This window comes from Patescibacteria group bacterium, from assembly GCA_041662965.1.
Taxonomy (GTDB): Bacteria; Patescibacteriota; Patescibacteriia; order Patescibacteriales; family GWC2-42-12; genus JACPHD01.
Window position 1 is genome coordinate 123,373 of record JBAZRI010000001.1, and the last position, 13,095, is coordinate 136,467.

At 42.1% G+C, this 13,095-nt stretch carries 9 protein-coding genes, 1 tRNA gene and 1 other RNA gene; all 11 read left to right on the top strand.

Annotated elements, in window-relative coordinates; genetic code table 11:
* Positions 1–61 precede the first annotated feature (61 nt).
* Positions 62–1,744: a murein biosynthesis integral membrane protein MurJ gene (murJ, locus tag WC639_00435; GenBank protein MFA6306266.1), complete on the top strand. Its 1,683-nt coding sequence runs from the start codon at positions 62–64 to the stop codon at positions 1,742–1,744.
* A gap of 119 nt (positions 1,745–1,863) precedes the next feature.
* Complete coding sequence (locus tag WC639_00440) at positions 1,864–3,243, top strand: phosphoribosylamine--glycine ligase (GenBank protein ID MFA6306267.1); 1,380 nt, start codon at positions 1,864–1,866, stop codon at positions 3,241–3,243.
* A gap of 133 nt (positions 3,244–3,376) precedes the next feature.
* Positions 3,377–5,194, top strand: a complete 1,818-nt coding sequence (gene lepA, locus WC639_00445) for a translation elongation factor 4 (GenBank protein MFA6306268.1) — start codon at positions 3,377–3,379, stop codon at positions 5,192–5,194.
* A gap of 415 nt (positions 5,195–5,609) precedes the next feature.
* On the top strand, positions 5,610–7,412 hold the full coding sequence (gene recJ, locus WC639_00450; protein ID MFA6306269.1) for a single-stranded-DNA-specific exonuclease RecJ: 1,803 nt from the start codon (positions 5,610–5,612) through the stop codon (positions 7,410–7,412).
* 130 nt (positions 7,413–7,542) lie between these two features.
* Positions 7,543–7,956, top strand: coding sequence for a ribonuclease HI family protein (locus tag WC639_00455; GenBank protein ID MFA6306270.1), 414 nt, complete (start codon positions 7,543–7,545; stop codon positions 7,954–7,956).
* 5 nt (positions 7,957–7,961) lie between these two features.
* Positions 7,962–8,035, top strand: a tRNA-Val gene (locus WC639_00460).
* A gap of 47 nt (positions 8,036–8,082) precedes the next feature.
* Entirely contained in the window at positions 8,083–8,388 is a 306-nt protein-coding gene (locus WC639_00465) for a hypothetical protein (GenBank protein MFA6306271.1), read from the top strand.
* Between the two features lie 148 nt (positions 8,389–8,536).
* An RNA gene (rnpB, locus tag WC639_00470) (RNase P RNA component class A) lies at positions 8,537–8,982 on the top strand.
* 77 nt (positions 8,983–9,059) lie between these two features.
* On the top strand, positions 9,060–10,481 hold the full coding sequence (locus WC639_00475; GenBank protein ID MFA6306272.1) for a sugar transferase: 1,422 nt from the start codon (positions 9,060–9,062) through the stop codon (positions 10,479–10,481).
* Between the two features lie 268 nt (positions 10,482–10,749).
* On the top strand, positions 10,750–11,856 hold the full coding sequence (locus tag WC639_00480) for a glycosyltransferase (protein ID MFA6306273.1): 1,107 nt from the start codon (positions 10,750–10,752) through the stop codon (positions 11,854–11,856).
* Positions 11,857–11,904: 48 nt separating this feature from the next.
* On the top strand, positions 11,905–13,095 hold the full coding sequence (locus tag WC639_00485; protein ID MFA6306274.1) for a glycosyltransferase family 1 protein: 1,191 nt from the start codon (positions 11,905–11,907) through the stop codon (positions 13,093–13,095).

Below are 13,095 nucleotides of genomic sequence, written 5' to 3' on the forward strand. Positions count from 1 at the left end.
GCCCGAGATTACTCGGGCTCAGACCTGCCTGCCGGCAGGCAGGCAGTCCTCACTTCAAAAAATGACAAAGCCAAACCTTGATGCATACACGATATTTATGATAAAAAAATTATTCAGCGGTGAAATAAACAGCATTACCTTGGCCGCCTTGCTGGTCGGCGGGTCTTCTTTAGTTAGCCGCTTGCTGGGAATTTTTCGCGATCGTATTTTGGCCGGGCAATTCGGCGCCGGCGATACCTTGGATATTTATTACGCCGCTTTCCGCATCCCGGATTTAATTTTTAATTTATTGGTTTTAGGCGCTTTGTCGGCCGGCTTTATCCCTATTTTTACCGCCTTGATTAAAAGCCCTTTGGAGAAAATAAAATCTTTGCTGGGAGGAGACGAACGTAAAGAAGCTTGGCAGTTGGCCAGTAATATTTTAAATATCCTGGGCCTCGGGCTTTTGCTTTTGTGCGGCTTGGGCGTGATTTTCGCGCCTGGGGTTATGCGCTTAATTACTCCGGGCTTTAGCCAAGAGAAAATGGATTTAACCGTAAGTCTATCCAGAATTATGTTTTTGTCGCCGATATTTTTAGGCATTTCCAGCGTTTTCGGCGGGATTCTGCAGTCGTTTAAAAGGTTTTTTGTCTATTCAATGTCGCCGATATTTTATAATATCGGCATAATCATCGGCGCGTTATATTTTGTTCCGCTTTGGGGGATCTATGGTTTGGCCTGGGGCGTGGTTTTGGGCGCGGTTCTGCATATGGCGGTGCAGCTTCCGGCTTTGCTGGAGCTAGGTTTCAAATATAGTTTTAAATTTGAAATTAAAAATCCCAGGGTAATTAAAATTTGGCTGATGATGGTGCCGCGGACTATGAGTTTGGCTATTTCGCAGTTGAATCTCCTAGTTATTACCGTAATCGCCTCAACTTTAGCCTCGGGGTCGCTCGCGGTTTTTAATTTTGCCAATAATCTGCAGTCTTTTCCCGTGGGTATTTTCGGCATTTCTTTCGCCATAGCCGCTTTTCCCGCCTTAGCGGCTTCGGCTTTTGATAAAAAGAATTTAGTCAAAGATTTGTCTTTGACGGTCAGGCAGATATTATTTTTTATCATTCCGTCAACGGTTATTTTATTGGCTTTGCGCGCGCAAATTATCAGGGTTATTTTAGGCACCGGCAAGTTTGACTGGCAGGATACGCTTTTAACTATTGATACTTTGGGTTTTTTCGCCATATCGCTTTTCGCCCAAGCCTTGATTCCGCTGTTAATCCGCGTTTTTTACGCGCGCCATGATTCTAAAACGCCTTTTTTTATCGGCTTCGGGTCGGCTTTGATTAATATTTTTCTCTCATTTAGATTTTCACAAAGCCTGGGCGTGGCCGGATTGGCTTTGGCTTTTTCCATAAGCAATGTATTAAATTTAATCTTGCTTTGGGCTTGGCTGAATCTTGAAATAGGCAGGATTGATGAGCTGAAAATTCTTATTTCAACAGTAAAATTTTCTTTAGCCGCTTTGGCCGCCGGCTTAGCGGTTCAGGGGGCTAAATTGGCGATCGGCAGCAAAATAGATTTGGATCGGTTTTGGGAAGTCGCGGTTCAAGGCTTGGCCGCCGGCTTGGCCGGACTGCTGGTTTATGTTTTGGTCTGCTATATTTTAAAAAGCGAAGAATTATTTAATTTTTGGTCGTCCTTAAAGCGCCGCCTGGCTGGCATTAAAAAAATTGAAACTCCCGACCGGGGAGAAGCGCGGGGAATCTAAAAATTAGTTGACAATTTATTTTAATCGCATATAATTAAAGGCAGAGAATTAAAATTTTATCAAACGGGCGATTTTCGCGGAAAATATTTTTTATTTTTTTTATTCAACATATTCCATTTATGTCAAACGATAAAAAACCGACCAACGGCGAAAACGGCAATCATAAAAAAAACAACGGGGAAAGCCATGAATTAATTCCTAAAACCGTTGAGCCGAAAAAATTTTTGTTTGTTTCGCTGGAAAGCTTAAGCGGCGATTTGGCTTGGAGCTTGGTTAAAGAGGGGCATTCGGTTAAAGCTTATATTAAAGCTAAAAGCGATGCTGACGTTTACGACGGCTTTGTGGAAAAAGTTGATTCTTGGGAAGCTTATAAAGACTGGGCGGATGTCATATTGTTTGACGACGTCGGCTTCGGGCCGATCGCCGAGAGATTAAGGAAGCAGGGCAAATTAGTCATCGGCGGCAGCGCCTATACGGACAGATTGGAAATAGACCGCGAATTCGGCCAGGCCGAGATGAAAAGCCACGGCATTAATATCTTGCCCAGCTGGCAGTTTAATAATTACGCCGAAGCCATTGAATTTATAAAAGCCAATCCCGCCCGCTATGTTTTTAAGCCTTCGGGCAATACGCCTTCCGGCGGCAAAGGCTTGTTATTTTTAGGCCAGGAAGAAGACGGTAAAGACTTGCTGGAGCTTTTAGAGCAGAATAAAGACGTTTGGCAGAAAAAAGCGCCTCTGTTTTTACTGCAAAAATATATTACGGGCGTGGAAGTGGCCGTGGGCGCTTATTTTAACGGCCATGATTTTATTTATCCGATTAACGTGAATTTTGAGCATAAAAGGATTTACCCGGGCAACATCGGCCCGTTCGCCGGCGAGATGGGAACTTTAATGTATTGGAGCTCGCCCAATAATTTGTTCCGCGCCACTTTGGAAAAAATGCTGCCAGCTCTGAAAGAGTCCGGCTATGTCGGCTATGTTGATATAAATTGCATTGTTAACGGCCGGGGAATTTACCCTTTGGAGTTTACTACCAGATTCGGCTATCCGACGATTCAGATTCAACTGGAAGGAATCTTAAATCCGACCGGCGAATGGCTGTATAAAATGGCTAAAGGCGAAGATTTTGAATTAAAGACCAAGCGCGGCTTCCAGATCGGCGTCAGAATTTTAGTGGAATCTTATTTTTCCAAAGACGATGGCTCTGATATCGTGGATTTATATCATGACCTGGCGATATCTTTTAAAAATCATCATAATCTTGAAGGCTTGCATATTGAAGACATTAAAAATGATAAGGGAATTTGGCGGGTAGCCGGAGTCTCCGGCTGCTTATTGGTGATAACCGGCAGCGGCACGACCGTGGAAGACGCCCGCCATTTGGTTTATGGCCGGGTAAAAAATATAATTATTCCCAATATGATCTACCGCACCGATATCGGCTCGCGCTGGGCCGTGGATTCTGACCGCCTGCATACTTGGGAATATTTGAGATAATTTTTATTTTTTCAATAATAATTAACAAGAACTGATTATAGCTGGTTCTTGTTTTTATTTGACCAAACAGCAAAAAACTAGTAGGATTGAGAGTGTAGACGCAGGTTTTTAACCTGTTTTTGTATAATAAATTATGGATAATATACGCAATTTTTGCATCATCGCCCATATTGACCACGGCAAATCAACCATGGCTGACCGCATGCTGGAAATTACCGGCACGATTGAAAAAAGAAAAATGAGAGATCAGGTATTGGATCGCATGGATCTAGAAAGAGAAAGAGGCATCACGATTAAGCTGCAGCCGGTAAAAATGGATTACCAGGGATATGCTTTGAATTTAATTGATACGCCCGGGCATGTTGATTTTACTTATGAAGTTTCGCGCAGTTTGGCGGCGGTTGAAGGCGCGGTGCTGCTCGTGGACGCGTCGCAGGGCATCCAAGCGCAAACTTTGGCGAATTTGTATCTGGCCTTGGAGCAAAATTTAACCATAATCCCGGTAATCAATAAAATTGATTTGTCGGCCGCCAATGTAGAGAAAACCAAAAAAGAAATCATTCAGCTTTTAGGCTGTTCAGCCGAGGAAATTATTCTGGCTTCAGGCAAAACCGGCCAGGGCATAGAAGAAGTTTTAAAAGCGGTTATAGAGCATGTGCCGGCGCCCTCCTACGCTGAAGCTTCGGAGGGCAAGCCGATTATTGTGGCGGCTGAAAATGCACCTCTTAGGGCCCTGATTTTTGATTCAACTTATGATGAATATCGCGGCGTGGTGGCTTATATCAGAGTTTTTGACGGCCGGATTGAAAAGGGCGATAAAATAATGCTCTTGGCCACCAAAGCTAAGAGCGAAGCGTTGGACGTGGGGATTTTCAAGCCCGAATATAAATCTACCGGAGAATTAAAAACCGGCGAGATCGGCTATATCGTGACCGGCTTTAAAGATGTCGGCGAGTGCCGCGTCGGCGATACGGTCGCTTGGCTGAAATCGGAGAATAAAATTAATCCGCTTAAGGGCTATGATGAAGTAAAGCCCATGGTGTTCGCCGGAGTTTTTCCGCGCGAAGGCAATGAATTTGACGAGTTGAGGGAAGCGATTTCCAAATTAAAATTAAATGACGCGGCCCTGATTTACGAGCCGGAGCATTCCGAGGCTTTAGGCTTTGGCTTTAGGTGCGGTTTTTTAGGACTCTTGCATCTGGAAATTTTTCAAGAGCGCTTAAGCCGGGAATATAATTTAAATTTAACGGTTACCATTCCCAGCGTAGCTTACAAGGTTTATAAAAAAAATGGCGATAACGCGATTATCCGCAGCCCGCAAAAACTGCCCGACCCTTCGGCGATAGATAAAATTGAAGAGCCGTGGGTCAGTCTGGATATTATCGCGCCCAAAGAATATATCGGAGCGATTTTGAATTTAGTGCAAGAAAAACGCGGCGTTTATAAAAATACCGAATATATTGACGAGAGCCGGGTGATTTTGCATTACGAAATTCCCATGGCGGCGATCTTAACGGATTTTTATGACAAGATTAAAAGCGCCAGCTCCGGCTATGCTTCCATAAATTATGAATTTAAAGGCTATCAGCCGGCCGATGTGGTTAAAATGGATATTTTAGTGGCCGAAGACGCGGTTGAGGCTTTAGCCATGATAGTTTATCGCGACGATGCTTTTAAGCGGGGGAAAGACGTGGTTAATACTTTAAAAGAAACTTTGCCCAAACAAATGTTCGCTATTAAATTGCAGGCGGCGGTCGGCGGGAAAATTATCGCGGCCGAAAGGATTTCCGCCATGCGCAAAGACGTAACGGCTAAATTATACGGCGGCGATGTTTCGCGCAAAAGAAAATTATTGGAAAAGCAGAAAAAAGGCAAAAAGAAGATGGAAGCTCACGGCAAAGGCAAGGTGGAAATTCCCAGCGATACTTTTGTAAAATTGTTAAAAAGGTAAAACAACTAATCTGTCATTGCGAGCTTCTCTTAAGAAGCGAAGCAATCTCACGAAGATTAATGATTATTTTAAATAGCCACTTTAATTTAAATGTGTCATAAGTGAGATTGCTTCGTCGCGAATGCTCCTCGCAATGACAATAATATTATGAAAAAAAAACCTTTCCAAAGAATAATCTGGACGATTATCAGCATCATGGTAATTTTTTCCATGCTGGCCTGGACCGTGGGCGTGTTTTTTTAATTTTGTTGAAATTAGGTTATTTGGAAAATTATTTTTATCGCGCATACGAAAATGTAGCAGTTTTTACGAAAATTATCACCTGAAAAATATACTGAAAAATAATTTTCGTAAAAACGCACAATTTTCGCCTAAGCAGGAAAAATAATTTTCCAAATAACCTTAGCATTTAAATATGTCTAGCAGATGGGAGCTTAAACCTGTTATAGATAATGATTTTATCAAAAAAAATCCTGAATATAATAAAATTATACTTCAGCTGCTTTTTAATAGGCGGTTAACCGATAAGCCGGAGATTGAATCATTTTTTCAGCCTGATAAAATCGGCTTGTCCGATCCGTTTTTGTTTAAGGATATGGAAGCGGCCGCGGCTTTAGCCATTAAGCATATTAAAGAGCAAAATTTAATAGTAGTTTACGGCGATTATGACGCTGACGGCGTAACAGCTACGGCCGCCTTAATTGAAATTTTAAATATTTTTAAAGCGCGCGCCGGCGTTTATATCCCGGGCCGGGCCTCGGAAGGCTACGGCTTAAATAAGAAAGCGATTGACCAATTAATTAAAATCGGAGCTAAATTGATAATTACGGTGGATAACGGCATCCGCAATAAAGAAGAAGCCGCTTATGCTGAAAGTTTAGGCTTGGATATTATTATTACCGATCATCATGAGCCGCCGCCGGATAAAAATGATTGGCCTGATTGCCTGATCATTAATCCCAAGGCCGAAGATTACGCTTATAAAGATTTGGCCGGGGTGGGCGTGGCCTTTAAATTCATTCAAGGCTTAATTAAACTTTCCAAACTGGACGAACAATTAAAAAACAAATTGGCGGAAAAAGTTTTGGATTTGGTGGCTATCGGCACGGTGGCCGATATGGTAAGCCTGCTCGGCGAAAACAGGACGCTGGTCAGCCGAGGTCTAGAAATAATTAACCGGCGGAAACGGCTTGGCATAGACGAATTGATAAAAATAGCGCAAACCAACGGCTATGGAAATAAAAAAATAAATTCATTCCATATCGGCTGGCAAATTTCCCCGAGGTTAAATTCGGCCGGCCGCTTAGACCATGCCAACACGGCTTATGAGCTTTTAATCACTAAAGATAAAGACGAGGCGCTGGCCATCGCTAAAAAGCTGAACATAAAAAACGGCGACCGGCAGAAAATAACCGAAAATATAACCGCTTATTGCCGGGAGATTATTGAAGAAAAAATGTCCGGCGATAAAATTTTAATAGTCTGTTCGCCGAATATTGCCGATGCTTCGGCCGAGAGTTGGCCGGAAGGCGTAGTCGGGCTGGTAGCCGGACGCTTATGCGACGAGTATGCCAGGCCGGTTTTAGCAATTACTAAAATAAAAAATGAGATAAAGGGTTCGGGCCGAAGCATTGATGAATTTAATATTATGGAAGCGATTGAAGAGTCCGGCCGGTATTTGGAAAAATTCGGCGGCCACGCGGCGGCTTGCGGCTTTACCTTGAAAAATGAGGAAGTTTTGGAAGAATTTGCCGAAGAAATGAAAAAAATTGCCGGTAAAGCCTTGGCTAAAGTTGAATTGGTTTCTAAGATTTTGATTGAAGCGGAAATTAATTTGCCGGATATCAACGACGAGTTGTTGGAAGCTTTGGAAAAATTTGAACCGTTCGGCGAAGATAATGATAAGCCGAAATTTTTAAGCAAAGGCCTGGAAATAGCCGATAAAATTAATATGGGAGCTAACGCCCAGCATATTAAATTCAGGTTTGGCTCAATCTGGGCCGTGGCTTTTTCCCAGGCGGAAAATTTAAAAGATTTAAAAATCGGCGATAAGGTTGACGCGGTTTATTATTTGGAATTTAATGAATTTAACGGCCGGCGGACGGCGCAGATGAAAATCGTGGATATTAGAAATGTTAGCTGTCATTGCGAGGAGCCGATAGGCGACGAAGCAATCTCACAAACAACTCGGCTGAAAAAAATTGTTTTTCCTGCTTAGATGAAATTTGTGCGTTTTTGCAAAAATTATTTTATTTTAATATTTTGTAGTTATAATTTTTGCAAAAAATCGCTACAATTTCATATGCGCGATCAAAACAATTTTTTTCAGCCCGGGAGATCATATTTATATGCAATACAATAAACTGACAATCTATACCGACGGCGGCGCGCGCGGCAATCCTGGTCCGGCCGGCATCGGCGCGGTTATTCTGGATGAAAAAGGGGATGCGGCGGCTGAAATTTCCGAATATATCGGCGAGGCTACTAATAATCAGGCCGAGTATAAAGCATTGGTTGCCGGGCTAGCTAAGGCTAAAGAATTGGGCGCTTTAGAATTGGAAGTTTTTTTGGATTCTGAATTAGTGGTAAAGCAATTAAATCGGGAATACAGAGTTAAAGACAAGCAGCTTGCGCCTTTGTTCGTCCAGGCGTATAATATTTCTTTAGGATTTAAAAAAATTGTTTTTAAGCATATCAGGCGGGAGAAAAATGAGCTGGCCGATAAGTTGGTTAATCAAGCTTTAGATAAGGCGGGAAAATAAATTAGGGACAATTAGCTCAGCTGGTTAGAGCGTTCCGTTCACATCGGAAAGGTCAGAGGTTCAAATCCTCTATTGTCCACTGTCACTTAAAATTAAATAAAAATTTTAATTAAGGAGGGTGTGTCGATGAAAAAAGAAGTTAGTATTGAAAAATTGGTTAAAGATGCTCGCCGTGTTTTGGAAACCCCTTTTTGGATGCCGGAACTTTCATCAGGTGAATCATATGAAAGATTGCATGATGACCATGATGGAACTGGTGAAGGCGTACTGAATGTAACTTTTCTGCCAGACGGTGATGCTACGATTAGTATAGATATCCGTACGCCCTTGAGATTTCGTAATTGGCTAGGAGGAGGAATGAGTCTGCGAGTTAGAAACGCACTAATGCTGTTGGCTTGGGCTATCAAGCTTGATAATCAGATGCGATTATGACCGTTGTCAGTTGAAAATTAAAAGATAACTTTATGGCTACGACTAAATTACTCGTAGCCTATTTTTTAAAATTAAATTTTTCGTTTGACTTTTTCTTTATTTAATGTTAATATCTTAGTGTAATTTGTTCATTATATTTCGCTAATATCAAGGTAAGCGGATGATTACTCCGACGTTTATCGGAGAGGAAAGTCCGGACTCCAAAAGTGTTTTTACACTGGAAAAGGGCAGTGGATAACGTCCACCAAGAGTAATCTTAGGGAAAGTGCCACAGAGACAATACTAGTCCGCCTTTTCGGCGGACGAAAGGTGAAAAGTTTTCCGGTGTTTGCGTTATTTAGGATATCCGATTAACTCAAACTACGGGATTCGTCCTCCGGTGACGGAGAGACGTGGTAAACCCTGCCTGGAGCAAGAGCAAATCCACCTTCGCCGCACTATGCGCGGCTACGGAGGACAAGCCCTCGAAAGAGAAGCTTGTTCCACGAAGCTTCAGCGAAGTGGAAAAAAGTAGCTCGCTTGACTCTGGCGGCAACGCCAGGGCTAGATAGATGATCATTTAAACAGAATCCGGCTTATAGCTTGCCTTGATATTAGCGGAATATAAAATTTGCAAAATTTATCTCGTAACGCATAACAAAAAAATATCAGTTATGCGTTATTCGTTATTTATGAAACAAAGTGAATTATTTTTTTCATTTTTGCTCGTGCCGCTGGATTTTTTAATGATTATTTTAGCCGGCATCTCGGCTTATTATTTGCGTTTTGCCAGCCTGGCCACGGAAATCAGGCCGGTGATTTTCAGTTTGCCGTTCGGCGATTATTTCCAAATTTTATTGTTAATCGCTTTCGCCTGGCTGATTATTTTCGCTCTAGCCGGTTTATACAGCATAAAAGCCTCGCGCCGTTTAACCGCCGAAGTTTATCGGGTGATTTTAGCTTGTTCAACCGGGTTGATGCTGATAGTAATTATGATTTTCGCTTTTAGGGAGCTTTTTTCTTCCCGCTTCATAGTTTTAGCCGGCTGGCTGTTAGCCATAGTTTATATCAGCTTTGCCAGAATTATTATCAGATTGGTCCAAAGAATTTTATTAAGATACGGCATCGGCGTGCATAAAATCGTTTTGGTTGGCGATAGCAATACCGCCGACGCCTTAATCCATGAATTTTCCGGCCGAAAAAATTCAGGCTATGAAGTTGTAAAGCGCTTGAAAAATTTCAGCCTGGAAGCGGGGGAGGATTTAGCCGAATTTTTAAAAGCCGGCGAAGTTGATGAAATCATACAGAGCGACCCGAATTTAAGCAAAGCCGAGGCCATCCGGCTATTTGACTTTGCCGATGAAAATCATATTATTTTTAAATATGCCGCCGATTTGCTTGGCGCTAAAGTATTAAAGACCGAAGTTTCGGAAATCGCCGGCATACCGGTAGTGGAAGTTAAAAAAACGCCCCTAGAGGGCTGGGGCAGAATTATAAAAAGAATTTTTGATATTATTTTATCTTTGTTGTTTATAGTAATTTTCAGCCCGGTTTTTATTATTACCGCCGTTATAATCAAGCTTGATTCCCGCGGACCGGTTATTTATAAAAATGAGCGAGTTATAAAAAACGGCACTTTTAAATTATTTAAATTTAGGTCAATGATCTATCATTATTGCGTGGGCGAAGATTACGGCAACGACCAGGCTCTGGAGCTGGAAAAAAAATTAATTGAAGAAAAAAGCATTAAAACCGGCCCGGTTTATAAAATCGCCGATGATCCGCGCCTGACCGGCGCCGGTAAATTTATCAGGCGCTGGAGCATTGATGAACTGCCGCAATTTTTTAATGTTTTGCGCGGCGACATGAGCTTAGTCGGACCGCGGCCGCATCAGCCCAGAGAAGTGGCTAAATACGAGCGCCACCATAAAAAAGTTTTATCAATCAAGCCGGGCATCACCGGCCTGGCGCAGATTTCCGGCCGAAGCGACTTAAGCTTTGAAGACGAGGTTAAACTGGATATTTATTATATTGAAAATTGGTCTTTGTTATTTGATATCGCCATTATGTTAAGAACACCGTTAGCGGTTATAAGGGGCAGGAAAGTTGAATAAACCATCAGAAAAAAGGAGGCAAAAATGGCAGAAAAATGTAAATGTGGGCACGTACATTGTTGCCATGTACCGGTTATTGTAGAAATGGACATTGAAGATCGTTATGGCCGAAAAATTGGCAGAAGAATGAAGCGCAGGCAGTGCTCTAAGTGTAGCGGGTGGCTGGGCGATGAGCCTATCTAAGTAAGAAAAATTCTGACGCTATATGCGGAGGAGGGGCTGAAACGACTATATTCAGCCCCAAATTTTTTAAATTAATTTTTTACATATGAAAGTAGCTTTAATCCATGATCATTTGGCGCAAGACGGCGGAGCGGAAAAAGTTTTAAAAATTTTAGCCGAGATGTTTCCCGAGGCGCCGATTTATACTCTGCTTTACGAAAAGAAAAACGCGGATAAATATTATCGCCATCGCCGGATAGAGACTTCTATTATTCAAAGGCTTCCCGGCGGCGTTACGCATTATCAGTGGTATATGCCGTTTATGCCCATGGCCGTGGAATTTTTTGATTTAAGCGGTTATGATTTGGTAATTTCCGACTCTAGCTCATTCGCTAAAGGCGTAATTACTTCCAGCCATACTCTGCATATCTGCTACTGCCATACGCCGACGCGCTACCTTTGGAGCGATACCCATCAGTATATTCAGGAATTAAAATATAATAAGTATTTTAAAAAGGTAATTTTTTTGGTGTTGAATTATATCAGAATGTGGGACAGGCTGGCCGCCGACAGAGTTGATGAATATATCGCCAATTCGCGGTTCGTGGCCAAAAGGATAAAAAAATATTACAAAAGGGAATCGTCCGTGATTTATCCGCCGGTGGAAACGGATAAGTTTAAAATTGCCGAGCGAGCCGGCGATTATTTTTTAATCGGCGGCAGATTGGCGCCTTATAAAAGGGTGGACTTGGTCGTTGAAGCCTGCAAAAAAACCGCTAAAAAATTAAAAGTTTTCGGCGACGGCGTTGATTTGGCCAGATTGAAACAAATCGCCAACGGCGATAAAAACATAGAATTTTTGGGCTGGGTTGACGACGCGGCTAAAGCCGAGCTGTATAGCCATTGTTTAGCCTTTATTTATCCTCAAGAAGAAGATTTCGGCATTACCGCGGTAGAAGCTATGGCCTCCGGCCGGCCGGTAATCGCTTATAAGCGGGGCGGAGCCACGGAAACGGTTATAGACGGCGTTAGCGGAGTATTTTTTAACGAGCAAACCGTTGCCAGCTTGGCCGAGGCGATAAATAGTTTTGACAGCGCGAAATTTAAACCGGAAATTATAAAACAGCATGCCGAGCAATTTTCCGTCGCTAGATTTAAAGATGAAATTACTAAATATATTGAAGCATCATGGGAAAATTATAAAAATAATTAGATGAACCCCGTTAGAAATTTTGGTTTGAAATTTTTGGGTTCAAAAAATATGGAGCAACAAAATCAGAAAATTTCTAACGGGGTGAAAGTCGCCATAGATATAAGAACTCTGATGGACGCGCGCTATAGCGGCGTGTCCGAATACGCGTTTAATTTAATAAAGGAGATTTTAAGGCTGGATAATCGTAATGAATACCGGCTTTTTTATAATTGTTTCGGCGATTGCGCTAGCATGCCGGAGTTTGCCGGTAAAAACGTAGAAGTGATAAAATATAATTATCCCAATAAAATATTAAATTATTTATTTTTTAAATTTTTTAATTATCCTAAAATAGATAAAGAGCTGGAAGCTGATATTTTTTTTATGCCGCATATAAATTTTATCGGCATGTCTTCCGCCGGAAAAAGCTTAATTACTATTCATGATTTGTCATTTTTAAGATACCCGGAGTTTTTTAGCCGGCGCAAAAATTTTTGGCATAAAATGATTAATGTTAAAAAATTGATTAAGCGGTTTGATTATGTTATAGCCGTGAGCGAACATACTAAGCGGGATATAGTGGAATTGTGCGGCATAAGTCCGGATAAAATTAAAGTGATTTATCCCGGGCTGGGCGCTGAATTCACGGACATTAAAATAGCCGGCGATAAATCGGCGGCTATTAAGCGGAAATACGATTTGCCGGATAAATATATATTGTATTTGGGCACGGTGGAACCGAGGAAGAATGTTGACGGGATTATCAGGGCGTATAATCAATTACGAACCTGCCTACCGGACGGGCAGGGTTACGAGTTGCGAGATTATAAATTAGTAATAGTCGGCGGCAGAGGGTGGAAATCTGAAAAAATCTATAAAGAGCTGGAGCAGTCGGAATTTAAGGCTGACATTAAATTTTTAGGCTATGTGGACGCTGAAGATAAGGCTTATCTTTATAATTCGGCGAGCGTGTTTATTTACCCTTCATTTTATGAAGGCTTTGGCTTTCCGCCGCTTGAAGCCATGGCTTCGGGCTTGCCGGTAATAGCCAGCTATGCCGCCAGCTTGCCGGAAGTTGCCGGCGGCGCGGCGCTGATGGTCAACCCTTATAATATCAGCGAGCTGGCGCTGGCGATGCGGGAAGTTTTAACCGATGAAAATTTAAGGAATAAATTAATCAAAAGGGGATTAGAGCAGGCTAAAAAGTTCAGCTGGGAGAAAACGGCTAAAGAGTATTTGGAAATATTAAATAGTTTATAA

Coding starts and splice junctions, on each gene's coding strand:
- WC639_00440 (MFA6306267.1), top strand. CDS start 1,864: ATGTCAAACGATAAAAAACCGACCAACGGCGAAAACGGCAATCATAAA.
- murJ (MFA6306266.1), top strand. CDS start 62: ATGACAAAGCCAAACCTTGATGCATACACGATATTTATGATAAAAAAA.
- WC639_00465 (MFA6306271.1), top strand. CDS start 8,083: ATGAAAAAAGAAGTTAGTATTGAAAAATTGGTTAAAGATGCTCGCCGT.
- lepA (MFA6306268.1), top strand. CDS start 3,377: ATGGATAATATACGCAATTTTTGCATCATCGCCCATATTGACCACGGC.
- recJ (MFA6306269.1), top strand. CDS start 5,610: ATGTCTAGCAGATGGGAGCTTAAACCTGTTATAGATAATGATTTTATC.
- WC639_00480 (MFA6306273.1), top strand. CDS start 10,750: ATGAAAGTAGCTTTAATCCATGATCATTTGGCGCAAGACGGCGGAGCG.
- WC639_00455 (MFA6306270.1), top strand. CDS start 7,543: ATGCAATACAATAAACTGACAATCTATACCGACGGCGGCGCGCGCGGC.
- WC639_00475 (MFA6306272.1), top strand. CDS start 9,060: ATGAAACAAAGTGAATTATTTTTTTCATTTTTGCTCGTGCCGCTGGAT.
- WC639_00485 (MFA6306274.1), top strand. CDS start 11,905: ATGGAGCAACAAAATCAGAAAATTTCTAACGGGGTGAAAGTCGCCATA.